We start from the raw sequence: 24,180 nt of genomic DNA, 5'->3' as shown, positions 1-24,180 counted from the left end.
AGGCGTGCGGCGCTCGCCGGGCCCGGACCACGGCGTTCGGCCTCAGCGCTTGATGAGGGCGGCGGCCTCCTCGCCGGCCTGCTTCATCGCGTCCTTCGGCTTCGACGTGCCGACGAGGACGGCCTGCACCTGCTTGGCGACCGCCTCCTCGATCTGGGCGTTCTGCGCGAACTGCCAGAACGGGCTGCCGGTCGCCGTCCGTGTGATCTTCTCGGTCCACTCCGTGGTGAAGGTGTCCTTGGCGACCTCGGGAGCGGCCAGACCCGCGGTGGTGGACGGCGGCAGTGCGCGCGCGGCAAAGTATGCGGAGGTGGTGGCCTGGTCGGTGGTGGTGTGCAGCGCGAACTCGGTCGCCGCGTCCTGCCCCTTGCCCTTCACGATCGCGATCACACCGCCCCACAGCAGCGCCTGCGGCGTGTCCCCGGCCTTGAGCACCGGACGCTCCATCGGCTGCATGGCACCGGCCAGCGTCTTGTCCTTCGACTGGGCGGAGGTCACCCCCTTGCCGATGATCGCGTCGTCGTAGAAGGCTGCCTTGCCCTGCCCGAACAGGGCGCGTGCGTCGAAGCGGTCCACGTCCGCGGCGATCAGCTTCTCGTCGTGCAGCTTCTTGTACCAGGTGACCGCGTCGACCGAGGCGTCGTCGCCTATCGTGACCTTCCCGCCGTCGAGCAGTGTGCAGCCGAAGGTCTGCATCCAGGGGAAGATGTCCTTGAGCTGCGCGACCTTCGTGGCGGCGGCGTACGGCACGACTCCGCCGCCGAGCCCCTTCAGCTCGCGCAGCGCCGCCTCGAACTCCTCGACCGTGGTGGGGTGCTTCGTGATCCCGGCCTTCTCCAGGAGCTTGGAGTTGGCTATCAGGCCGATCGATCCGGTGTTCCACGGCAGCCCGTACTGCTTGCCGTCGTACGTGCCGCTCTTCAGCGCCACGTCCGTGTAGCCGCCCTTGCCCGCCACCGGTCCGAGGTCGGCCAGCTTGCCCATCTGCGCCATGGCGGCGAGCCAGGCGATGTCGAGGTGCACCGCACCCGTGGTCTCCCCGCCGCCCAGCTTGAGGGTGAGCTGGCTCAGGTACTCGTTGTACGGGTAGGAGACCGCGCGGATCTTCGACTTCTCGGCTTTCTCCCACGCCGCGATGATCTTCTCGATCGAGGGCTTGGCGGCCTCCTCGTTGAGCGACCAGGAGGTGAAGTCGAAGTTCTTGGACTTCGGGTCACCGCCGTTGGACGGGGAACCGGCGCCGGAGGGCGCGCAGGCGCCGAGCACACCGGCGCCCGCTGCGCCGAGCGCGCCGATGCCGAACATGCGCAGCGCACCGCGCCGACTGATGCCAGAGGTGGTCATGATCTCTCCATGGGGAGTGTGTGCGGGAGGGGAGGTACGTGGGGGGCGCGGGCCGGACCGGCGGGTTCAGCTCTTGACCGAACCGGCGGTCATGCCGCCGACGAGGTAGCGCTGCAGGAACATGAAGGCGACGATCACGGGGACCGACACGACGAGCGAGGCGGCCATCAGCTGCGGCCAGGCGGTCTGGAATTCGCCGATGTAGGTGGAGACGAGCCCGGGGGGCAGGGTCTGCTTCTCCTTGTCGGCCAGGGTCAGCGCGAAGATGAAGTCGTTCCAGCCGCGTACGAAGGCGAAGAGCCCGGCGGCGATCATCCCCGGCGCGGCCAGCGGCGCCACGATGGAGTGCAGCGTCCGCCACCGGGATGCGCCGTCGATGGCCGCCGCTTCCAGCAGGGCGTCCGGGATGGTGTCGAAGATGCCCTTCAGCATCCAGACGCACAGCGGCATGGTGAACGTGGTGAAGGAGAGCACCAGGGCGCTGTACGTGTTGAGCATGCCGAAGCTCGAGAAGACGGTGTACAGCGTCACCAGCAGAAGCGCCTGGGGGAACATCTGGGATGCCAGCACCAGGTGCATCAGCGACCGGCGCCCCCGGTAGCGGAACTTGGAGAACGAGTAGCCCATGTACGTGGCGACGACCACGCTCAGCACGGCGGTGATCGAGGCCACGACGAGGGAGTTGATCATGTACGTGATCAGTTGGTCGTTCTCGGCGAGGGCCGTGAAGTTGCTGAGGGTGAGATCGGTGGGTATCAGCTTCGGCGGGAACTGGAAGGTCGACTCGGGGGTGCTCAGCGCGGTGGCGAGCAGCCAGTAGACCGGCAGCAGACCGAAGGCTCCGATGACGACGACCGCGCTCCAGGCGGCGATCCGCGAGCGCAGCAGGTCCTTGCGCATACGGCGCCGGGTGCTGTGCCCGGTCCGCGTGGCGGACGGCTGCGGCCGGTCGACGGCGGACAGCGGGGTGGAGGTGGTGGAGGTCATCAGGCGTCGCCCTTCCGCTCGGTGATCCTGAGGTAGACGGCGACGAGCAGGAGCAGGAGCAGCATCCACAGTCCGCCCAGGGCCGTGGCCCGGCCGATGTCGAAGCCCTTGAAGGCGGTCTGGTACACGGCGGTCGCGAACGTCTCGGTGGTGCCGGCGGGCCCGCCGCCGGTGAGGACGTAGATGGTGTCGAAGTGCTGGAAGTTCCAGATGAACTCCAGCAGGAGCACGATCGAGGCGACACCGCGCACCTGCGGCCAGGTGACGGCGAAGAAGCGCCGGATCGAGCCCGCCCCGTCCATCGAGGCCGCCTCGTGCAGTTCCCTGGGGACTGTCTGAAGTCCGGCCAGGAGCATCACCATCATCCAGGGGAAGCTGGCCCAGGTCTTGGTGACGATCACGGCGAGCATCGCGGTGCCCGGCCGGCCGAGCCAGGCCACGGACTCGTCGATGAACCCGGCCTCCATGAGGACGCCGTTGAGTACCCCGTAGTTCGCGTTGAAGATCCACATCCAGAGGAAGGAGACCACCACGCCCGGGATCACCCAGGGGAACAGGAACAGGCCGCGCAGGAAGCCGCTGCCCTTGAGCCCCGTGTTCAACGCGAGCGCGAGTGCGAAGCCGATCACGAACGGGACGAGGGTCGCGCCGACGGTGAAGACCAGCGTCTGCTCCAGGATGGTGAGGAAGTCGCCGTCCAGCCAGTAGGTGAAGTTCTCGAGGCCGACGAACTCCCGCCCCGGCAGCCGCAGATCCTGCTTGAAGAAACCGGTGAACAGCGCCGACAGCAGCGGGTAGAAGATGATCGCCGCAAACAGGGCGAGGCCCGGTGCGGTGAGCAGCAGGGCGAACGCACCGTTGGAGAGCCGTCCTCCGCTCCGCTCGCGGGGCGGGGGCGCCTTCTGGGGAGGTGCGGCCGTACTCATGGGTCTGTCCTCTCAAACGGTGGCGGGAGCGCCGGAGCCCTGCGCGGACGTCGCCCCTGCTGCGATGAATGCAAGTTGCAGCATGCGGGATCGTTCTCCATATCGTGCGATGCCGTCAACCCTTTTCGTCGGTGAATCGCCGATTCTGTGCAGGACCGGCGAACACGCCCCACCTGCCCCGAACCTGCACTTCGGCTCACGACGGCCAGGCCGGTGACCGCAACCGGAACTTACAGCGGATCCCATGGGTTGAACAGTGGTTGCACAATATGGATGTGATGTACGTTCGAGGCCGCTCCGCTGCGGCGGGGAGTATCCGAGCTTCACACCAAGGAGGCCGCACCGTGCGGGAAGAAGAGGTCCATTACGACATCGCCGTGATCGGCGGCGGATTGGCGGGGACCTGCGCGGCCATCGCTGCGGCCCGGCTCGGCCGGCGTGTCGCCCTGGTCAACAACCGGCCCGTCCTGGGCGGGAACGCCAGCAGCGAGATCCGCGTCTGGGTCTGCGGCGCCACCGCACACGGCGTGCACCGCTGGGCCCGCGAGACGGGGATCATGGGCGAGCTGTACACCGAGAACCAGTACCGCAACCCCGAGGGCAACCCCTATTACTGGGACCAGGTCGTCCTCGACGCCGTCCGCGCCGAGCCGAACATCGACCTCTACCTCAACACCGACGTACGCGAGGTCGACGCGAGCGGCCCCGCCGACAGCCGCGAGGTGCACTCCTGCACCGGCTGGATGATGGGCTCGGAGCGCCGCATCACCTTCCGCGCACGCCAGTTCCTCGACTGCACCGGGGACGGCCTCGTCGGCCACCTCGCCGGTGCCCGCTACCGCATCGGCCGTGAGGCCCGGTCCGAGTTCGACGAGCCCTGGGCACCGCCCGAGGCGGACCGGGCGCTGCTCGGCTCGACGACCCTCTTCCACACCAGGGACACGGGCCGGCCGGTGAAGTTCGTCCCGCCCGCCTACGCCAAGGACCTCTCGACCACACCCATCCTGCGCAACCGCATCCTGCGCACCGGCGACAACGGCTGCGACTACTGGTGGATCGAGTGGGGCGGCGAACTCGACACCGTCCACGACAACGAGCGCATCCGCGACGAGCTCCAGTCCGTGATCATGGGTGTCTGGGACCACATCAAGAACTCCGGCCAGTTCCCGGACGCGGCGAACCTCACCCTGGAATGGGTCGGCAGTCTCCCCGGCAAGCGCGAGTACCGCCGCTTCCTCGGCGATCACGTCCTGACCCAGCAGGACATCCTCCAGCAGCGCCAGTTCGAGGACCGGATCGCCTTCGGCGGCTGGTCCGTCGACCTCCACCCGGTACAGGGCATGTACGCCGAGGAGCCCGGCGCGCGCCAGCGGTACGCGGACGGCATCTTCCACATCCCCCTGCGCTCCCTCTACTCGGCGAACGTCACGAACCTGCATTTCGCCGGGCGCAACATCTCCGCCACCCACATCGCCTTCGGGGCCACCCGCGTCATGGCCACCTGCGCGACACTCGGCGAGGCCGCGGGCACCGCGGCGGCCCTGTGCGTCGCCGAGAACCTCACGCCACGGGAACTCGCCACCGGACGACCGGAACTGGTGCGCCGCACCCTGCTGCGCCAGGACGCCTCCGTGATCGGCCTCGCCGACGACGACCCCGGCAACCTGGCGCGCACGGCCGGCGTCACCGCCTCCTCCTGTCTGACCCGTCTGGCCGCCGAACCCACGCAGGACGCGCCAGGCGCCCCGTACCCCCTCACCCGCGACCTCGCCCTCCTGCTGCCGGTCGATCCCGCGCTCGACACGGTCGACCTGCTCGTCCACGGCGCCCCGGACGGCCGGTCCCGCACACTCACCGTGGAACTGTGGAGCACGGGCCGGCCCGAGAACGCGGTCCCCGCCGACCACCTCCTGACGACCACGGTCACCGTTCCGCCCGGCGGCCCCCACTGGGTCACGGCCCGCCTCGACCACCACCCCGACACCCCCCGGAACGCGATCCTCGTCGTCCGGGCCTGTGCCGGCACCGCCCTGGTCCTGCTCCCCGACCGCACCGACGGTGTCCTCGCCCTGCGCAGGAAGGTCGAGGGGGACGCGGGCGTCGACCACGACATCCCGGAGGAGGACGGCCAGCCGGTCCTGGAATGGCAGGCCCGCGGCCTCCGTCGGCAGACCTTCGCCTTCCGGGCGGCCCCCGGCACCAGGGCGTTCCACCCCGAACGGGCAGCGGGCGGATACCAACGCCCCTACGGCGGACCGAACATGTGGTCCTCCGCCCGGGAGGACGACGCCCGCTGGCTCCGCCTCGACTGGCACGACGAGCAGGAACTCACCGAGATCCGTCTGGTCTTCGACGACGACGTCGACGAGTACCTCAACAACCTGCACCGTCACCGCACCCCGTACGAGGTCATGCCGGAGCTCGTACGCGACTACCGCGTCGAGAGGCGCGACGCAGCCGGCGCCTGGCACACGCTCCTGACAGTGACGGACAACCGGCGCCGCCACCGCGTCCACGCGCTGGAGGCCCCGGACGGCGGCCCCGTACGCACGGACGCGCTACGGCTCGTGGTCGACGCGACGCACGGGGCACGGCACGCACACGTGAGCGCCTTCAAGGCGTACGGCGCATAGCCGTACGGCGAAGGGTCCGGTGCAAGCCGAGCGGCTTCCACCGGACCCCTTCGCCATGGCTCAGAGCGCGCCGAGCGCCTGACTGATGGCGTCGGCGGCCTCGATGACCTCGCGTACGAGGGCGATGCGCTGCCCCTCGGTGTCGGAGCGGTTCCCGAGCACCGAGGTCGGGCCCCAGAGGGAGATGGCTGCGACGATCTCCCCCGAGGCGTCACGGACCGGCGCGGCGAGGGACGCACGGCCCAGGGCGCGCTCCTCGGCCTCGACGGCGTAACCCGTGCGCCGGACGGTGTCGATCTCGGCGTCCAGGAGGTCGTGACTGGTGGTCGTGTACTCCGTGTGCGCGTCGAGAGGATCTCCCAGCAGCTTGCGACGCTCTTCGGGGCCGAGACCGGTGAGCAGGCACTTGCCGATGCTCGTGGCGTGCAGCGGGGCGGTGTGTCCGGCCTGCGTGTAGGACTTGGGGGCGCGCGTGCCCTCGAAATTGCACAGGAACATCAGCTCGCCACCGCGGCGCACGGCCACGTTCGCCCCGAGCCCGGTGCGGGTGGCGAGGCCTTGGAGCACCATACGGGCGGCCCGGTGCACGGGGTGGCGGTTGGTGGCGGTCGCGGCCAGAGGGAGAAGACCCAGGCTGAGGCGGTAGAGGTTGCTGACCGGATCGCGCTCGACCATGTCGAGGCGTTCCAGGGTGGACAGCAGGCGGGAGGTGGTCGATGAGCCCAGTCCGGTGAGCTCGGCGACGTCGGACACGCGGAGTTCGGGCCGGCCGGAGTCGAGTGCGCGCAGCACCGACACCGCTCGTTCGACGCTCTGGTTCGTCCCTGCATCGGTCGCCCGCGTGGCCATGACCCTCCTTGCTCTGCAAATCCCTTGCACATTCTGCATCAGCATATCGCGGGTGATCCACGCCCGTCCTTGAAATCGGCGACCGGGCAGTTCCGCGACATCCTGCGGGCCGGACGTCGGTGGCGTCGCGGAACCGCCGGATCACCGGGGACTACCCGTGAACGCCTCGGCCCGGCGGGGTCCAGTCGTGCGGCAGCCGGTCAGGGGGTGCGGCACGGCATCACCCTGTCCGCCCCGACAGGAAGTGTCGCTGGGCCTCTTCCAGGGCGGCCGTCTCGGCCCGCTCGCCCGGGTGGTCGAAGTGCCCCGCCCGTAGAACCAGGAGTTCACGCTGTCCGGCCAGTGCGTTGTGCACCGCGAACTGCCCGGGCGGAGGCACGTGGGGGTCGAACAGGGCGGCGGCCACGTGTACGGGGATCTCGAGGTACCGGGCCGCCGTCGCGGCGTCGAAGTACGCCAGGACGTCCAGCACCGACGGGTCCTCGGCGAACCGCGTACGCACCGACTCCCCGCTGCCCGTGCACGGAAGGGTCACCCGGAGCGGATGGTTGCCGAAGGTCGGCACCGTCAGGCCGGCGGCACGGAAACGGTCGTCCCAGGGGAGTGCCAGCGCCCCGATACCGCCACCGAAACTCGTGCCCAGGTACGTCAGCCGTCCGGCAGCCTCGGGCACCAGCCGCTGCAGTGCAGTGGCCGCGCACCAGACGTCCGCCACGCATCCGCCGATGAGGTACGACTCCCGGGCACCGATGCCGTGCAGGACGTGCCCCGCCGACTTCGAGGGAACGCCGGGCTGCATGCTCCGTGTCCCCAGCCCGCGCAGGCAGGGCCAGATGGTCGCGGTCTCCGGCGGCGACTGCCAGGAGTCCGGGGCCGCCCGGCCTCCGTATCCGTGGGTCGACACACAGCCCTGCGTGACCCGGCCGCCGGCAGGGACGGTCAGCCACCCGCCGATACGGACGCCGTCGGCGGACGTGTACGAGACATCGGCGACCCGCACGCCGTCCACCGTGACCCACGGCCCCTCGATCCGAGGCGCGGTGTCGACGCGCAGCGCACGCGCATGGCTCTTCCGCCAGAAGTCGGCGAAGTCGTCCGGCCCCTGCGGCGCCTTCACCGCGAGGAGTCGCGGCAGGTCGTAGCCGTGGGTGGGGTCGAAGGGAAAATCGTGGGGCAGCGAGCCGGACTCGCCGGTGTCCGTCGTCAGCGGATGGGTGGACAAGATCTCTCCTTGTTCGGTGTGCGAGGTGACCAGCACTCTTTCCGCAACGGCCCTCGGCGCGATGCGCCCTCCCCTGCCGGAGCCGGGCTCCCGCCTCGGGCCTGACCGCCGACGCGAAGGTCACGCAGGGCGGTGGGGTCGCGGGCAGCTGTGTCGATGAGAACGGCGGCGGTCGGTCCGGGGCGGCGGCGCGGTGAAGGCCGGTCCGTCGTCAGGTCTCCCGGTTCCGGCCGGACGGGCGCGGCCACCTGCCGCCGTGCGCCTCGCGGTCCCGTCTGCGGCCATCGGCGCGCGGACCTCGCGGTGCCCGCCGGCGGATTCCCCGTCGTGATCATCGTCGCCCGCGAGACCCTACGGCGGCCGCGCTGCGCGTGGCAAGAGGTGTCGCCTCCGCGCTCCGGCCGAACTTCGCCATCAGTACATCAGCACCGGTCAGGGGCCCGGCTGCGCAGAGACCGGCGGGCCGGGGTGAGGGAGGGATCGCGCATTCGTGAGAAGCCCGGTAAAGGGTTCCGTCCCCGACCGGCCGAGCGTTCCCACCTGCCCGGATTCAGCCCCGGGGCGGGCCGCACCCCACACGGTCCGCGGAGGCTCCGCTCGTCCGTCGAGGCTCTGCTCGTCCGTCGAGATTCCGGCGGGCCGGATGCGGGGCGTGGCCATGTGCGCGCACGGACTCCGGTCGGTCACGGCGAGGCCGTCCGGGAGCACGAGGCGCCGGCCCGGCCGAGCTCTGCCCGGTGGGCCCGCTGCTTCGTCGAAAAGCAGGCCACCGACGAGCCGCCCCGGGGGCATCGACGGGCGCGGCCCTGTGCCGGCTCGGGGTTCCTGAACAAGCCCATGCCAAAGAATCATGAACGCGACGTCATGAGAAAGGCGTACCGCCGCCTCTCTCATGTGAACGGCCACCGCGCGTCCTGAGCGCCACCGGCCCATAGTGCACGGGAGGTTGGACGGTGGAGCTCGCTGCCGCACTCTTGTCCGCGGTTGTTCCTCTGGTCCCTGCAGTCACGCGTTGGCTGGACAGCAGGGCGCTTCGCAATCGGGCCTCGGCCCGGGCCGAGGTGATCCGTGCTCGCTCGGCCCGGCAGGGCGCCACTCGAGGTAGGGCCGCGGAACGGAAGTCGGAGGAGGGCAATGGCTGAGCGTGAAGTGGAGCCCGCTGAGGCTCTGGGTACTCTGTACGCCAACTACCGGGTCAGCCTCACAAGAACCGCTCAGCAGGCGCTCCTCGCCCATGGCATCCCTGAGTCCGTGGTCTCGGCCGAGGATCTGGTGCAGAACGCCTTCGCCAAGGTGTTGCGTCATCCGGCGTCTGTCGAGTACCCCGTCAGCTATCTGCGCGTGGTGATCCGCACGGAAGCGGCCAACCAGGCCCGTCAGCAGGCCCGACACAGTGGGCTGGAAGCGCGGCGTGCGGCCGATCCGCTGCGCTTCGACCCCTTGCAGTCCGCGGACGTGGCCGCGCTGGTGGCCAACCGCTGTGCCGTCGAGCAGGCCATGGACGCCCTGACTCCCTCGCAACGCACGGCGGTGTGGGCAACGAAAGGGCTGAACTGCACCCAGGCCGAGACCGCGGTCATGATGGAGAAGGCGCCGGGCACCGTCGCCACCCATGTCTCGCGTGGCATGGCACTTCTGCGTGCGAGCCTCGTTGCCGCCGTGGTCGCCGGCATCGTCTGCGTGGTGGGCCGATTCATCGGCGGTCCGCTGCAGGACACTCCTCCTGCGAGTGAGCCGAGTGAGGGTTCAGGCCCGCTGTCCCCACCGTGGTGGCCCGGGAGACCAGCTCTGCTGTCCGCCCTGTACGCGCATGGGCCGGTGTTCGTCCCGTCGGCGCTGATGGCCACGTGCGGCATTGTCTGGTGGCTGTGGCGGCGCTCCAAGGCCCACGACAGGGCCGAGACACCATTCGGCACCTGGTTGGGCCTCCGGCGGACGGACCAGGCCTGGCGGAGTTCGACCAGCCAACTCGGGCTGCCCTTCACAGCTCGCGACGTCACCCGCGACGCGATCGTGTTCGTGGCCCCGAGCGACCTCTCCGCCGAAGCCGTACTGAAGGGTGCGGAGGCGGTGACCATCCTGATGGAGCGCAAGCTGGGCCGCATCGTGCACCTGGAACTGTTCGGGGGGCTCTCGTCGCGGCAGCAGAGCTCCCCTGACTGCCGACTACGGGACGCATTCGACCTGACCGGCTGGTCCAGAGGCGAACTCGCCAGAAAAGTGAACTGGCAGGCTGCCACCCTGGGGTACCGGCACGTCGCGACCGACAGCTCGAGGGTGCGCCGTTGGCTCGACCTGGGGGAGATCCCACGCGATCCCGTACCGCAGCTGCTCGCCGCCCTGTTCACCGAGCGTCTCGGTCGTGTCGTGACCGCCGAGGATCTCGGCTTGACCCGCCCCGCAAGCCTGGGAGCACGCCGCAACAGTGCGGAGCAGCAACACCCTGATGGGCTGCCATGGGCGCCCGCGCGGACCGCCGTGGTGCTCACGGAATTCGCAGGCATGGACCTCATGCTCAGTCGCCGCGGCTTCGTGAGCGAGCGCGCCTCGCTCCCAGCCGGTCGATCGATTCCACCGTCAGGAAACGCCTCGACAAGGACAGTCCCGCCGGACGCCGGTCCGGGAGAGTCAGAGACCTGAGTTCCAGCTCGCCTCGGCCCTCGACTCGCCGCCGCAGCCGCCACCCATGCACGAGCTCGTTGCTACTGAACTTGATCGGGTGGTGCCGGACAGGTTGCCGAACAGCGTCAAGCCGGCCTCGGTAGGCCGTGTGCGGTGAGATGTTCGCAGGGCTGCTCGACCGACGTCGAAAGAGCCGCACGGGAGCGGGTCCGCGTCAGGCCGCGGTTGGCTTCGAGGCTGGAGATCGGTTTGTCCCGCCAGCCCGGCGCAACGACCTTTGCCAGCCGATGAAACACCACAACTCAGACGATCCGAGTCTTGACCGTACTGGGCGGTGAACCCTGCGTGGAAGGCGACGGTGTGGACTGTCCCGGGGCTACCGCCCCTCCCTCTCGGGAGGGACCGTCGACAGCCGCCCACGGACGGACCCGCTCCTCGCGCGGCATGTCACCCGGCAACCGAACGAGCTCCCCGAGATCGCCGTTGCCTTCCGTCACCGCTCGCCAGCAAGATCGACTTCCTCCCGGTGCACCGGTGCCTCATCCGACACCTCCGGCCGACGCCACGGGTGCGCGATCGGCGCCGACACCGCGCGCCACCAGGCTTCCGAAGGAATCTCCCCTGCCGGTTCGAACGGCTCACCCGGGCGGGGCAGCGCCACTGCCTGCCCCGCATCGTCGGCGACGTCCTTCATCCACTCCCCCGGCTCCGACCACGGGTGCGGGGCGAGGTTGAAGGTGCCCCAGTGGATGGGCAGCAGCACGCCGTGCGGCCGCCCGCCCTGGAGATCCAGGTGCGCCCGCAGACCCTCGGCCGGCGTCATGTGGATGTCAGGCCAGTACTCCGAGTAGGCGCCGACCTGGATCATCGTCGCGTCGAAGGGGCCGTGCTCGGCTCCGATGGCCTCGAAACCGGAGAAGTAGCCGGTGTCGCCGCTGTGGTAGACGCGGTGCTCAGGGCCCGCGACGACCCACGAGGCCCAGAGCGTGTGCTGCTGGTTGCGCAGCCCTCGGCCGCAGAAATGCCGCGCGGGGGTGGCGGTGAGGCTGATGCCTGCGATCTGCGCGGTCTCGTTCCAGTCGAGCTCGTGGATACGGTTCAGGGGCACCCCCCAGCGCTCCAGGTGGGCGCCGACACCGAGCGGCACCGCGAAGACGGTGTCCGTACCCGCCAGGGCCTTGATGGTGGGCAGGTCGAGGTGGTCGTAGTGGTCGTGGGAGATCACCACGGCGTCTACGGGCCCCATCGCTGCCAGCGGCAGCGGCACGGGGTGCAGCCGCTTGGGTCCGGCGAATGCGAACGGCGAGCAGCGGTCGCCCCAGACCGGGTCGAAGAGCACCCGGCGGCCGTCGATCTCGGTGAGCACGCTGGAGTGACCGAGCCAGGTCACCCGCAGTCCGGACGCCGGCGGCGAGGCCAGGTCGGCCAGAGTCGTGGCGTGGACGGGCACGGTGCCCAGCGGGGACCTGCGGGTCCGCTGTTCCTTGTGGAAGTAGACCTTGGCGAACTCGATCATGGAACCGGACGGCCTCGTCCGGGCGCCCTCCGGGTTCTGGAACACGCCGTCGGCGAAATGGGGAGAGCGACGGATCCGCTCCATCCGGGCACCTTCCGGGTCCGCGCCGAAGGCGTCCGGGCGCAGCGAGCGGAGTCTGGTACGGAGCGAGGGCTGGTGGTCGGGGCCGGTCACAGCATCTCCTGGGGGATTCGGTGTCGTCTCATTATGATCGGGCGGTGCGACGGAGCGAGATCTCGGCGGTGATCGGCGCACCGTCGCTCGCACCCGGCCCCCGGACCCTTGTCGCGAGGGGCGCCGTGTCAGGCGCGGGGCTGGCCGTACACGTGATCGATCCGGAGAGTCAGGACCGCCCTGCGGTCCTGGACCATCACCCGGCGGTATTCGTCCCAGTCGGGATGCTCTCCCCTGACGTCCCGGTAGAGGGCGATCAGCTGCTCCACGACCGCGTCGTGCGGATCCGACGCGGACGGGGTGAGCTCCGCGGTGACGTCGGCCACGGTCCAGGCCCAGCGGTCGTCGCTGGTCACGTGGTAGCTCGCCCGCGGGTCCCGACGGAGGTTGCGGGTCTTCGCCCGGCCCTCGGTGACGGACACACGGAGCACTCCCTCGTCGGGGTAGTAGGCGTGGTTCACGTTGGACAGCTGGGGCCTGCCGTCACGCTTGAGGGTGACCAGCACCCCGCCGTCGTACTCACCGAAGAGTCGGAGCAGCGCCTCACGCCGCGGTTCGAAGTCAGTCATGCCGAATCCAACGTCCGTGCCCCCCGCAGGATTCCGCATCCAGGGCCCGGTCACGTCACAACCGGCGGTCCGTGCGCGTTGACAGCTGTCGCAGAGCATCCGGATACTGACTCGCTGTTCAGTAGAAGGATCCAGGTCATCCAGAGGAGCCGCCCTGTGACACCCCCCGTTCCCGCCCCGTTGATCTCCCTGACCTGGACGGACCACGTCACCGGCACCGAGGGGTACCTCGTCGTGGACCGGCTGGTGCGTGGCGTGTCGAGCGGGGGCCTGCGGATGCGGAAGGGGTGCACCCTCGCGGAGGTCGCGGGGCTGGCGAGGGGCATGACCATGAAGGAGGCCCTGCACTTCGACTCCGGCGACCCGCGGGCCCGCTACATCCCACTGGGAGGTGCCAAGGGGGGTATCGACTGCGATCCGCGAGACCCCGACGCGTACGGGGTGCTCGTGCGCTTCCTGCGGGCGATGCGCCCCTACGTGGAGAGCGTCTGGACGACCGGCGAGGACCTCGGGCTCAGCCAGGACCTCGTCGACCGGGCGGCGGCGGAGGCCGGGCTCGTCTCGACGGTGCAGGCCGTCTACCCCCTGCTGGACGACGAGGCGGGGGCGCGGGAGCGGCTGGCGGACGCCTTCGCGGTGACGGTGGACGGGCTCGGGCTGGACGAGCTGGCCGGCGGGTGCGGGGTCGCGGAATCCGTGCTCGCCGCACTCGACCGGGCGGGTGTGCCTCACAGCGGCACCCGGGTCTCCCTGCAGGGGTTCGGGACCATGGGAGGAGCGACGGCGCGCTTCCTCTCCCGGGCCGGGCTGACCGTGGTCGCGATCGCCGACGTGAAGGGCACGATCGCCGATCCGTCCGGCCTGGACGTCGAGGCGCTGCTGGCCGCGCGCGACGCGCACGGAACGGTGGACCGCGGGGCGCTGCGGAAGGGGGACCGGGAACTGCCGGCGGACGCCTGGCTGGCCGCCGACGCGGAGGTGCTGGTACCGGCGGCCGTGTCGTACGCCGTGGATGCCGTGAACCAGGCTTCGGTCAGGGCCCGCTGGGTGGTCGAGGCGGCGAACATGCCGGTGCTCCCGGAGGCGGAATCGCTGCTTGCCGCCCGCGGGATCACGGTGCTCCCGGACGTGGTCGTCAACTCCGCCACCAATGCCTGGTGGTGGTGGACGCTGTTCGGGGACGTCGGGCCCGATGCCGAGGAGGCGTTCGGGCACATCCGTCGCTCGATGCGCGCCCTCGTCGACCGTGTCCTGGACCGGGCGGCCGCGGACGACTGCACACCGCGAGTGGCCGCACACGCGCTCGCCGCGGACAGACTGCCGGTCATGGCGGAGCGTTTCGGCTGGTACCGGTAGTCCGCCGGGGCCCGGGCGGCAGAAGTCCGGGCAGGCGGGTTGGTTAGGGTGACGGCGTGGCGAGAGTGCGGCTGAGCGTGGCGGAGCGGCGTGAGGAACTTCTGCGCGCCGCCGTCGAACAGATCGAGGTGCGGGGCGTGTCCTCCGTCCGGATCGCCGATGTGGCCGCTGTTCTCGGCGTCAGCAACGCACTGGTGCTCTACCACTTCTCGTCCAAGGAGAAGCTGGTCGCCGCCGCCTTCGCCTATGCGGCGGAGGCCGACCTCGCCCACCTGCGCAGACTGCTGACCCGGCGCACCAGCGCCGTCCGGCGACTGCGGGCGGCCGTCCGCTGGTACGCGCCGACCGGGCAGGCCAAGGGGTGGCGGCTGTGGATCGAGGGCTGGGCGTCCTCCCTGCGTGACCCGGTGCTGCGCGAGGTGGCCGGTGATCTCGACCAGCAGTGGAAGGCGGAGCTGGCCGAGGTCATCGAGGAGGGCGCTGCGGCGGGCGAGTTCCACTGCGACGACCCGATGTCCGTGGCCTGGCGGCTGACCGCTCTGCTGGACGGGCTGGCCGTACAGATGACGTCGTACGCGGGGCCGCTCTCCCGGGCCACCATGCTGCTGTGGGCCGAACAGGCGCTCGCCCGCGAACTCGGCATCGACCACGGGGCATTGACCGCCTGAGACGGGGCACTGCCTGAGGAAGCCCTGCGCGGGCAGCACCGAGGACGGGCCGCACGGGGACGTGCGCGGACCGCCGACGATCGCTGCCGCTCCTGCGGTCAGGTCTGGCGCAACGGCGCGTAGACGTCTCCTTCGAGGCCGAAGGTCCAGGCGACGCCCTCCTTCGCGGTCCGGGTCCTCGGCGGCACCCGCAGCCAGTAGGTGCGGTGCGTCCCGTCGGGCTCAGGGGTGGAGTTGACCACTTCGACCATCACGACGTCCTCGTCACCCTCCATCGCGATGCGCCAGAGGATTCCCGTCTCGTCCTTGTGCACCGGCTCCGCGGCCGATTCGGCCAGGTACCGGTCGTAGCCGTAGAACTCGAGCATCACACGGCGCAGCTCCGCGTTCTCCTCGGTCCGTATGCGCTCCGGGGTCAGGCTCGCCAGGCCGTCCAGGAACTCGACCGGGACGGGCATTCCGCGCCAGGCGTACAGGGCGAATCCGTCCGGGTAGGCCAGCGCAGGACCGTCGCCACGGTCGAGGCGTCCGGCCTCGTCGCGGTGGAGCACCGCGGGGCGTTCGCTGATCACCACGGCGTGCTCGTAGGGCCACCACCAGCCGGCGTTCCTGGCGACCTCCGCCAGTCCGGTCAGCCGGTCGCCGCGGCCGTCGAAGGCTGCGAGCCAGGCCGCGTCGTGCTGGCCGAGGACCGCGTCGAGCAGGACGAGCCGGATGCCGGACTCGTCCTCGGGCCGCCGGGTGAGCTCCGCGACGACTCCCGTTCGTATCCGTTCGGCCAGTGCTGCCGTGGTCTCCCACAGCTGGGCCCCGGTCGCGGACCAGAGGGCGGACCAGCCGGCCGGGCCCAACGCGTCGTACATCCGGCGTCGTTCCTCCGCCCAGGGGCGGGTGCGCACCTCCTCGCGCACCGAGCGTCCCGCGCCGGACAGCTTCTCCACGGCCTCGACGGCCGCCCTGGGCGAGTCGACCCAGATGATGCTCTCCGGCTCGGCGAGCCCCGCAGTGCGGTAGGCCAGCCGGACGCCGTCCTCGGCGGCCCCCCGGTCGGCCCTGCCCGTCGCGGCCGCCACGGCCCGCCACTCGTTCACGTACTGCATCGGTGTTCCCCGTCCCCTGCTTTGCTTCTGTCTCTGACCGCACATCACCGGGCCCGATCCTCGGTTGGCCCCGGACCGTGCCCTCACCTGCCCGTCGTCCGGCCCGCGCACCGGCGGGCCGTCGCACCCCGGGGAGGAACGTCAGTCCGCGACGATCCGGACCCCGCCCGGGGCGTACTCGCGCTGACGGACGACGCGGAACCATCCCTTGGGCAGCGCTATCGCGGCGTGCTCCTCGTGGACCACGCGTCCCCCGTCGGGGAGATGGAGCAGCATCGGGCCGAGCGGACCCGCCTCCCGCAGCAGCCGGCCCGGCCCTTGCACCGCGTGCGCGTGGCCGGTGACCTCGCCCAGCGCCAGGACGAGCCTCCCCCTGCCGTCACGCAGTTCGCCGGGTGCGTCGAGAAAGCGCGCGGGCACCTCGGACTCCTCCAGCGCCACCATCAGTACGTCGCCCTGCCGGTACACAGGCCTCTCCCCTCCGTCCCGGCACCCGCTGTGCCGGTCACAGGAAAAACGCTACGAGAGGGGTCTGACAACGAGGCTCTCGACGACCGCCCCGGTCCCGCACCCACCGGCTGGGAACGCTCCGGCCGGGCGCCCGTCTCCCGCTGGTGCCGCCCGTCCGACCCGGCCCGGTCGTGGCGTTGTCAGTCGCTCTTGATACACCTTGCGGGACATCAGTCCTCCCGAGTCTCAGGAGCTACGTGCCATGGCCGACGCGGACCGTCTGCACGAGTTGCTCGGCCTTCCGGCCGTCGATTTCCAGCGCGAGGCCGACGGGCCCGCCCGGCCGGCGGCGCACGCCGCGGCATGGCGCGTCAGCGTCGATCCCTACGACCCTGGTGAAGGGGAGACCGACTGGGAGGCGGAGTTCGGCGCCTTCCTCGACGCCGTGGACCCGGCAGGCGTAGAGGCCCTGATCATCGGCCAGTGGGGCGAGTCGTACGAGGAGACGTCCGCCTACCCCATCGGGCTCGTCGTCGCCGCGGCCGACCGGCTGACCTCTCTCAAGGCCGTCTTCGTCGGCGACCTGGTGATGGAGGAGGCGGAGATCTCATGGATCGAGCAGTCGGACGTCACCGCTCTGCTCACCGCCTTCCCGGACCTGACCTGCCTCGGTGTGCGAGGCGGCACGGACCTGGTGTTCCCGCCCGTCAAGCACGAAGCCCTGCGCGAACTCACCATCGAGAGCGGCGGACTGCCGGCACAGGCCCTGCGCGGAATCCTCGACAGCGAGTTGCCGGCGCTGGAGCGCCTGGATCTGTGGCTGGGTGTCTCCGCGTACGGCGGCGACGCGGTCGTCCCGGACCTGGCCCCGCTCCTCGCCGGGACCCGGTTCCCCCGGCTGCGCCATCTGGGCCTGCGCAACAGCGAGTTGCAGAACGAGATCGCGGCCGCGATCGGCTCCGCACCCGTCGTCGCGCAGCTCCGCACGCTCGACCTGTCCAACGGGACGCTCGGGGACGAGGGCGCGGCCGCACTGCTCGCCGGACAGCCGCTCACCCATCTCGCCTCGCTCGACCTGCACCACCACTTCCTGAGCGAGCCGATGGAGCACCGGATCTCGCAGGCCCTGGAGCCGCACGGTGTGTCGGTGGATCTGTCCGGTCGCTGCGAGCCGTGGGACAACCGCGGCGCCGAGGGCCGCTACACCGCGGTCGCGGAGTGAGGGCACGATGACCGACATCACCCACCCCGAGGTCTTCCACGGCCTGCCGGTGCACACGCTGCCTCTGCCCGGTGGGGCCGGGATACCGGGGCGTCCCCCGGCCGGCTCCGTCGCCTGGCGCCTGGACTCCCAGTACGAGCTGACGTTCGAAGAGGTCTGGGCGGACTTCCTCGCCCGGGTGGACACCTCCCAGGTCCGCGCCCTGCTGATCGGCCCCTGGTGGAAGGAGGACTACGTCACCTTCGAGCCGGTCGTCGAGGCGATCGTCGCCGACGCACCCCGTTTCCCCGGCCTGCGCGCGCTCTTCCTCGCGGATGTGGAGAGCGAGGAGTGCGAGGTGTGCTGGCTGGAGATGTGCGACATCACTCCCGTGCTGGAAGCCCTCCCGCTCCTGGAGGAACTGACGGTGCGCGGAGGCGGCGACCCCGTGCCCGACGACGAGCACCTCCGGCTGAGTCCGGTGCGGCACCATGCCCTGAAATCCCTGCGGTTCGAGTCGGGCGGGCTACCCGGCCATGTCGTCCGCGCCGTCGCCGCGTCCGATCTCCCCGCCCTCGAACACCTGGAGTTCTGGTTCGGCACCGGCTGGTACGGCGGCGACGCCACGGTGGCGGATCTGGCACCCGTGCTGTCGGGCGCCGCATTCCCGAGCCTGCGCCGGCTGGGGCTGCAGAACAGCGAGATCCAGGACGAGATCGCCTCCGCGGTCGCCTCGGCCCCGGTGGTCGCCCGGCTCGACGCACTGTCCCTCTCCATGGGCACCCTCAGCGACGCCGGGGCACAGGCTCTCCTCGGCGGACAGCCGCTCACCCATCTGTCCTCGCTGGATCTGCACCACCACTACCTCTCGGAGCCCTTCGTCTCCCGGATCAGGGATCTGTGCGTCGGGGCGGGTGTACAGGTCGATCTCGACGGTGTGGACGACCTGGACCTCGATGACGACGAGCCGCGCTATGTCGCCGTCAGCGAGTAGCGGGCAGCCGCGTCTCGCGGTGGTCGGTGTTCCTGCCGGCCGCAGGGTCACCCTCTACCAGGACGCGGTGCGTGCCGCCGGGCTGCCCGCCGCGCGCACCGTGTCCTGGGAGGAGGTCCTGGGAGGAGCGGCCGTCTTCCTCCCGGGTGAGATCGTGCGTGTCGACTCGCCCGGTGAGGATGCCGGGACGGATCGCCTGCTGCGCGGCTCCGGTGATCCGACCCGCGTGGAGGGCTCGGCCCTCTGGTACGCCCGGTTCACCTCGGCCGTGCGGGACGTGGCGCGGGCGGCAGCCGCGGCGGGGGCCGTTCTGCTGGACGATCCCGAGGACATCGCCGTGATGTTCGACAAGCGGCTCTGTCACGGCGTCATGCACTCTGCGGGGGTTCCGGTGCCGGACTCACCCACCTCCGGGCCGGACGCGGCGCCCGTGCAGGGCTGGTCGGACGTGCGCGCGCTCATGGCGGACCACCGCATGCCGAGGGTCTTCCTCAAGCCCGCGCACGGCTCGTCCGCCTCCGGGGTGATCGCCTTGGAGACGGCCGGCCCCGCGAGGATCCGGGCGACCACCTCCGCGGAACGGGGCCGGGAGGGCCGGCTGTTCAACTCGCTGCGGGTGCGCCGCTGCACGACGGAGCGGGAGGTGGCGGAGCTCGTGGACGCGCTGGCCCCGGACGGGCTCCACATCGAACGCTGGCTGCCCAAGGCGTCCCAGCGGGGGCGGGCGGCCGACCTCCGGGTCGTGGTCGTCGCGGGTCGCGCGACCCACGCCGTCGTGCGGACCAGCCGGTCCCCCATGACCAATCTCCACCTGGGCGGGGCGCGCGGCGATCTGGACGCGGCGCAGGCCGCGGTCGAGGCTGCGGGCGGCAGGTGGAGCGGGGCGCTGGCCGTGTGCGAGCGGGCCGCGGCCTGCTTCCCCGACACGCTGTGTGTGGGCGTCGACCTGCTGCCCGCAACAGGATGGCGCCGCTTCGCCGTCGGTGAGGTGAACGCCTTCGGCGACCTCCTGCCCCGTCTGACCGGGCTGCCGGGCAGCGGTTCGGAGGGCCTGGACACGTACGGCGCGCAGATCGCGGCCGTCCTGGCCCGGCGGACGAGCGCCGGCGAACCGTGCGACGACCGGCGGGACGCGGACCCGCTGCACGACGACCGGCCGGACACTGACCGCCGCTCGCCCGGCCGGCCGGACGCGGACCACAGCGAGCCCCGCCGGACCACGAGTACCGACCACCCGAGGAACCACCGTGTCATCGATGCATCCTGATCCGGCGCCCTGCGAAGCTCCGCCCGGGAACCCCGACATGAACGCGATCGTGGGCAGTCACGACATCCTGCTCGTCACCCTGGACACCCTGCGCTTCGACGTGGCCGAGGAGCTGGCCGCGGCCGGTCGCATCCCGAATCTCGTCCGGCATCTGCCCGGCGGGGTCTGGGAGAAGAGGCACGCGCCCGGCAGCTTCACCTACGCCTCCCATCAGGCGATCTTCGCGGGCTTCCTGCCGACGCCCGCGGCGCCCGGTCCCCACCCGCGGCTGTTCGCCGCGCGCTTCGAGGGCAGCGAGTCGACCGCGGACGGCACCTTCGTCCACGACACGCCCGACATCCTCTCCGGCCTCGCCGCCGTGGGCTACCGCACGGTGTGCGTCGGCGGGGTGGGGTTCTTCAACCGCCGTCCCCCGCTCGGCTCGGTGCTGCCCGGCATGTTCCAGGAGAGCCACTGGGAGCCGGAATTCGGTGTCGCCTCACCGACGTCCTTCGAGGCGCAGGTCGCACGCGCAGAGCAGGTGATCGGGGAACTCCCCCAGGAGCAGAAGCTGTTCCTCTTCGTCAACGTGTCGGCGCTGCACCAGCCCAACTGGTTCCATCTGCCCGGTGGCACCGCGGCCGCGGGTGACTCCAGGGCCACCCATGCCGCCGCACTGGAATACGTGGACCGTCACGTGGGGCGCCTCTTCGAGGCCGCGAGCAGCCGCCGCAGGTGCTTCGCCATCGTCTGTTCCGATCACGGCACGGCCTACGGGGACGGCGGCTACACCGGTCACCGGCTCGGCCACGAGGCCGTCTGGACCGTGCCCTATGCCCACTTCATCCTCGAACCGGGGGCGTCCCGATGACCAGCACCACCGGGCCCACACCCGGCACCGGCACCACCGGCACCACCGGGCCCACGCCCAGCACCGGCCCCTACCGCAGTTATGTCTACGCCTACCCGCACAAGACCGCCTACCGCCCCCTCGGCCAGCACCCTGCGGGCCCGCCCTCGCTCCATGAGCTCTGGGCGTCGGAGCGGAAGGACGCGCTCTCCCTCTACCTCCACATACCGTTCTGCGAGGTCCGCTGCGGCTTCTGCAATCTGTTCACCCGCATCGGCGCGCCCGACGAGCTGACGACGCGTTACCTCGATGCGCTCGACCGGCAGGCCACAGCCGTCCGCGACGCTCTCGGCGACGACGAGCCGGTGCGCTTCGCGGCGGCCGCGTTCGGGGGCGGCACCCCCACCTTCCTCACCGCCGGCGAGCTGGAGCGCCTCTGCGACATCGCCGAGAAGCGGATGGGCGCCGACCTGCGAGCGGTGCCCCTGTCGGTCGAGACCTCGCCGTCGACGGCGACGGCGGACCGGCTGACCGTCCTGGCCGGCCGGGGAACCACCCGGATCAGCATCGGTGTGCAGAGCTTCGTCGACGCCGAGGCACGCGCCGCCGTCCGCCCTCAGCGCCGCTCCGAGGTCGAGGCCGCCCTCGGGCGGATCCGTGACGCCCGTATCCCGGTCCTCAACATCGATCTGATCTACGGCATCGAGGGCCAGACCGGGGAGAGCTGGCTCACCTCGCTGGACGCCGCCCTGGCCTGGCGCCCCGAGGAGCTGTACCTCTACCCGCTCTACGTCCGCCCGTTGACCGGTCTCGGCAGGACGGCCGGCGGCGCGGCGGCACCGCTGGATCCGGACACCGCCTGGGACGAACAGCGGCTGCGGCTGTACCGCGCGGGCCGCGACCACCTCCTGGCCAACGGCTACGGGCAGGTGTCGATGCGGATGTTCCGCCGCACGGACACCCCGCGCACGGGCCCCGACGACTACGCCTGCCAGACCGACGGGATGATCGGGCTCGGCTGCGGCGCCCGCTCGTACACCTCGTCCCTGCACTACTCCTTCGACTACGCCGTGGAGATGCGGGAGATCAGGGGCATCATCGACGGCTTCACCACCACCTCGGACTTCTCCCGGGCGGAGGTGGGCCGGTACGTCGACGAGGGCGAGGCGCGCCGGCGCCATCTCCTCCAGTCGCTCCTCCAGGCCGAGGGCATGCGGCGCTCCGGGTACCGCGAGCGCTTCGGCACGGATCCCTACGAGGACTTCCCGGCCGAGCTGGAGCTCTTCTCGGCTCGGGGCTGGCTGGACGAGTCGGCGGACCCGGGCATGCTGCGCCTCTCCCCGGAGGGGCTGGCCCACTCCGACGCCCTGGGCCCGGATCTGTTCTCCCCCGCCGCACGGGCGGCCATGGCCGCGTACGAGGCGAAGTGAGAAGGACGGAGCGGCAGACGCGACGTGGGAGAGAAGTGGTAGGCATGGACCTGACGATCCTTTACCGGGGCCCGCTCGCCTCGTGCGACTACGACTGCCCCTACTGCCCCTTCGCCAAGCGGCGGGACAGCGGCGAGCAGCTCCGCTCCGACCGGGCGGCGCTGGAGCGGTTCACCGCGTGGGCCGCCGCGCAGACCGGCGACCGGCTGTCGGTGCTGTTCACTCCGTGGGGCGAGAGCCTGGTGCGGTCCTGGTACCGGAAGGCGCTCGTCGAGCTGTCGCGGCTCCCGCACATCCGCCGGGTCGCCGTCCAGACCAATCTCAGCGGCCGCACCGCCTGGCTGGGCGAGGCGCAGCGCGACAAGGTCGCCCTGTGGTGCACGTACCACCCGGGCCAGACCCCGTACGAGCGGTTCCTGGGCCGGTGCCGGGAGCTGACGGATCTCGGGGTGCGCCAGAGCGTCGGGGTGGTCGGTCTGGAGGAACATCTGGAGGAGGCCCGACGGCTCCGTGCGGCGCTGCCGCCCGAGGTGTATCTGTGGGTCAACGCCGCCGAGGGCCACACGTACACCGACGAGCAGGCGGACCGCTGGACGGCCCTCGACCCCCTGTTCCCCTACAGCAGGCACCCTCACCGCTCGGCGGGGCTCCCGTGCAGGACGGGCGTATCGGTCGTCTCGGTGGACGGCGACGGGACGGTGAGCCGCTGTCACTTCGTCCGTGCCGAGCTGGGCAACCTCTACGACGGGAGCTACCGGAGCTCGCTCGGCCCGCGAGGCTGCCCGCTCGACGTGTGCGACTGCCACATCGGCTATGTGCACCTGGAGACACTGCCGCTGTACGACGTCTTCGCGGGCGGGGTACTGGAGCGGATACCCGCCCGTCCGATGCGGATACCCGCCCCGGACGGGCTCGTGCCCGCGGACACTGTCCGGCGCCCGCTCCCCTTCGTCAGCCGCTGACCGCCCGTCAGCGGCCGCAGGTCACAGCGGCAGCAGGTCGGGGCGCTTGGCCTCGACGTGGTCCCCGGAGGACTCCCCGCGGAGTCGCCGCCCGATCCACGGGACCAGGTACTCGCGCGCCCACTGGATGTCGTCACGGCGCACCTCGAACGTCCCGCGGTGCACCTGCGGAGGCCACACCTGGTCAGGGTCGGCCGGCACATGGAGACCGAGAACCTGGGCGGCGCGCAGCGCGACCCGGGTGTGTCCCTCGGCCGAGAGGTGCAGCCGGTCGCTGTCCCACGCCCGCCGGTCCTGCACGGACCGCAGGGACCACAGGTCCAGCACCGGGCAGTCGTAGCGGTCGGCGATGGAGCGGACGTGCGCGGTGTACATGGCGATCTTGCCGCGCAGGTGCTTGAGCACCGGGATGCCGCGGGTGTCGAACCCGGTGGTGACCATGACGGTGCCGACCGCCTGGGTCAGTTCGGCGACCGCGCGCTCGAAGCGTTCCGCCACGTCGTCCGGGTCGGAACCGGGACGGAGGATGTCGTTGCCACCCGCGCAGAAGCTGACCAGGTCGGGGGCCAGCTCCTTGGCCCGGGGGACCTGTTCCTCGACTATCTGGTCGAGGAGGCGTCCACGTACGGCGAGATTGGCGTACCGGAAATTCCCGTGCGGGTCGTCCGCGGGGCCGACCATCGCATCGGGGGCCGGGAGCTGGTCCGCGAGGATGACCGCGAACCGGTCCGCCCAGCCGACGAGCGTCCCGTCGGGGCCGGGGTCCCCGACGCCCTCGGTGAAGCTGTCGCCAATCGCTGCGTACGACCCGATGATGCCTCGTTGTTTGTTTCTCGAATCGTCTGCCACAAGCCCTTATCCTGCACCTTCGAATGTGACCTACGCGACCGTAATAAGGGGTTGACGGATGGTGAGAAAGACCACCCGGTCAGTTTTTGGTAAAGCAGGAATAAGGAGAGGGGCGGGGGGGCCGGGGGGCCCCCCCCCCCCCCAGCAAACGGGTAAACCCCCCCCCCGCGGCTCACAGAGTGACCCCCCGCGGAACCCCCGGGGGGGGCGGGGGGGCCAGCCCAAACAAAAA

Annotated in this window: 19 protein-coding genes and 2 pseudogenes; 11 read left to right on the top strand and 10 right to left on the bottom strand. The window is 71.0% G+C overall.

Features of this window, described 5'->3' with window-relative positions; all coding sequences use genetic code 11:
- Window positions 1-42: 42 nt before the first annotated feature.
- The 3 genes from ACFC51_RS31610 to ACFC51_RS31600 form a co-directional block, all read right to left on the bottom strand.
- Window positions 43-1,344, bottom strand: coding sequence for an extracellular solute-binding protein (locus ACFC51_RS31610; RefSeq protein WP_376532093.1), 1,302 nt, complete (start codon window positions 1,342-1,344; stop codon window positions 43-45).
- Between the two features lie 66 nt (window positions 1,345-1,410).
- Window positions 1,411-2,331: a carbohydrate ABC transporter permease gene (locus tag ACFC51_RS31605; RefSeq protein ID WP_376378326.1), complete on the bottom strand. Its 921-nt coding sequence runs from the start codon at window positions 2,329-2,331 to the stop codon at window positions 1,411-1,413.
- Window positions 2,331-3,257 carry a carbohydrate ABC transporter permease gene (locus ACFC51_RS31600; RefSeq protein WP_376378329.1) on the bottom strand — a complete coding sequence of 309 codons (927 nt, stop codon included), beginning with the start codon at window positions 3,255-3,257 and terminating at the stop codon, window positions 2,331-2,333. Before ACFC51_RS31600 ends, ACFC51_RS31605 begins: the two co-directional genes overlap by 1 nt.
- A gap of 344 nt (window positions 3,258-3,601) precedes the next feature.
- On the opposite strand from ACFC51_RS31600, the gene ACFC51_RS31595 reads away from it, so the two are divergent.
- A complete protein-coding gene (locus tag ACFC51_RS31595) occupies window positions 3,602-5,890 on the top strand; it encodes an FAD-dependent oxidoreductase (protein WP_376378332.1) in 2,289 nt (762 codons plus the stop codon).
- 60 nt (window positions 5,891-5,950) lie between these two features.
- Here ACFC51_RS31595 and ACFC51_RS31590 read toward each other — a convergent pair whose 3' ends face one another.
- A complete protein-coding gene (locus ACFC51_RS31590; RefSeq protein WP_376378335.1) occupies window positions 5,951-6,739 on the bottom strand; it encodes an IclR family transcriptional regulator in 789 nt (262 codons plus the stop codon).
- Window positions 6,740-6,959: 220 nt separating this feature from the next.
- On the bottom strand, window positions 6,960-7,961 hold the full coding sequence (locus ACFC51_RS31585; RefSeq protein ID WP_376378338.1) for an acetylxylan esterase: 1,002 nt from the start codon (window positions 7,959-7,961) through the stop codon (window positions 6,960-6,962).
- Window positions 7,962-9,095: 1,134 nt separating this feature from the next.
- Here ACFC51_RS31585 and ACFC51_RS31580 point away from each other — a divergent pair.
- Together ACFC51_RS31580 and ACFC51_RS31575 are read left to right on the top strand one after the other, a co-directional pair.
- Window positions 9,096-9,587, top strand: a pseudogene (locus ACFC51_RS31580) (RNA polymerase sigma factor); the annotation flags it as partial.
- Window positions 9,588-10,067: 480 nt separating this feature from the next.
- Window positions 10,068-10,532: pseudogene (locus ACFC51_RS31575) on the top strand (hypothetical protein); the annotation flags it as partial.
- A gap of 544 nt (window positions 10,533-11,076) precedes the next feature.
- On the opposite strand, the gene ACFC51_RS31570 reads toward ACFC51_RS31575, so the two are convergent.
- Both ACFC51_RS31570 and ACFC51_RS31565 read right to left on the bottom strand, forming a co-directional pair.
- A complete protein-coding gene (locus ACFC51_RS31570) occupies window positions 11,077-12,273 on the bottom strand; it encodes an MBL fold metallo-hydrolase (RefSeq protein ID WP_376532091.1) in 1,197 nt (398 codons plus the stop codon).
- A 128-nt stretch (window positions 12,274-12,401) separates the two neighbouring features.
- Entirely contained in the window at window positions 12,402-12,842 is a 441-nt protein-coding gene (locus ACFC51_RS31565; RefSeq protein ID WP_376378343.1) for a PPOX class F420-dependent oxidoreductase, read from the bottom strand.
- Window positions 12,843-12,998: 156 nt separating this feature from the next.
- On the opposite strand from ACFC51_RS31565, the gene ACFC51_RS31560 reads away from it, so the two are divergent.
- The gene (locus tag ACFC51_RS31560) at window positions 12,999-14,198 is read left to right on the top strand and encodes a Glu/Leu/Phe/Val dehydrogenase dimerization domain-containing protein (RefSeq protein ID WP_376378346.1); all 1,200 of its coding nucleotides are present in this window, start codon (window positions 12,999-13,001) and stop codon (window positions 14,196-14,198) included.
- 56 nt (window positions 14,199-14,254) lie between these two features.
- Window positions 14,255-14,866 (top strand): TetR/AcrR family transcriptional regulator, encoded by a 612-nt coding sequence (locus ACFC51_RS31555; RefSeq protein ID WP_376532089.1) that lies wholly within the window; start codon window positions 14,255-14,257, stop codon window positions 14,864-14,866.
- A 98-nt stretch (window positions 14,867-14,964) separates the two neighbouring features.
- Here ACFC51_RS31555 and ACFC51_RS31550 read toward each other — a convergent pair whose 3' ends face one another.
- Window positions 14,965-15,966 (bottom strand): DUF6745 domain-containing protein, encoded by a 1,002-nt coding sequence (locus ACFC51_RS31550; RefSeq protein WP_376378350.1) that lies wholly within the window; start codon window positions 15,964-15,966, stop codon window positions 14,965-14,967.
- Between the two features lie 141 nt (window positions 15,967-16,107).
- Window positions 16,108-16,434 carry a hypothetical protein gene (locus ACFC51_RS31545; protein WP_376532087.1) on the bottom strand — a complete coding sequence of 109 codons (327 nt, stop codon included), beginning with the start codon at window positions 16,432-16,434 and terminating at the stop codon, window positions 16,108-16,110.
- A 244-nt stretch (window positions 16,435-16,678) separates the two neighbouring features.
- Between ACFC51_RS31545 and ACFC51_RS31540 the strand changes: the two genes are divergently transcribed.
- From ACFC51_RS31540 to ACFC51_RS31515, 6 genes are read left to right on the top strand one after another with little or no spacing between them, the layout of a single operon-like run.
- Window positions 16,679-17,638, top strand: coding sequence for an STM4015 family protein (locus ACFC51_RS31540; protein ID WP_376378356.1), 960 nt, complete (start codon window positions 16,679-16,681; stop codon window positions 17,636-17,638).
- Window positions 17,639-17,645: 7 nt separating this feature from the next.
- Window positions 17,646-18,611, top strand: a complete 966-nt coding sequence (locus ACFC51_RS31535; protein WP_376532085.1) for an STM4015 family protein — start codon at window positions 17,646-17,648, stop codon at window positions 18,609-18,611.
- Window positions 18,592-19,878: an STM4014 family protein gene (locus tag ACFC51_RS31530; RefSeq protein ID WP_376532083.1), complete on the top strand. Its 1,287-nt coding sequence runs from the start codon at window positions 18,592-18,594 to the stop codon at window positions 19,876-19,878. Before ACFC51_RS31535 ends, ACFC51_RS31530 begins: the two co-directional genes overlap by 20 nt.
- A 37-nt stretch (window positions 19,879-19,915) precedes the next feature.
- The gene (locus tag ACFC51_RS31525) at window positions 19,916-20,728 is read left to right on the top strand and encodes an STM4013/SEN3800 family hydrolase (protein WP_376378365.1); all 813 of its coding nucleotides are present in this window, start codon (window positions 19,916-19,918) and stop codon (window positions 20,726-20,728) included.
- Window positions 20,725-22,137, top strand: a complete 1,413-nt coding sequence (locus ACFC51_RS31520) for an STM4012 family radical SAM protein (protein WP_376532081.1) — start codon at window positions 20,725-20,727, stop codon at window positions 22,135-22,137. The genes ACFC51_RS31525 and ACFC51_RS31520 overlap by 4 nt, the downstream gene beginning before the upstream one ends.
- A gap of 44 nt (window positions 22,138-22,181) precedes the next feature.
- Window positions 22,182-23,099, top strand: coding sequence for an STM4011 family radical SAM protein (locus ACFC51_RS31515; RefSeq protein WP_376532079.1), 918 nt, complete (start codon window positions 22,182-22,184; stop codon window positions 23,097-23,099).
- A gap of 21 nt (window positions 23,100-23,120) precedes the next feature.
- Here the strand turns inward: ACFC51_RS31515 and ACFC51_RS31510 are convergent, their stop codons facing one another.
- On the bottom strand, window positions 23,121-23,948 hold the full coding sequence (locus tag ACFC51_RS31510) for an SGNH/GDSL hydrolase family protein (RefSeq protein WP_376378373.1): 828 nt from the start codon (window positions 23,946-23,948) through the stop codon (window positions 23,121-23,123).
- Window positions 23,949-24,180 lie beyond the last annotated feature (232 nt).

It is taken from the genome of Streptomyces sp. NPDC055962 (assembly GCF_042270185.1).
Taxonomy (GTDB): domain Bacteria; phylum Actinomycetota; class Actinomycetes; order Streptomycetales; family Streptomycetaceae; genus Streptomyces.
This window is presented reverse-complemented; position numbering and strand designations above follow the sequence as displayed.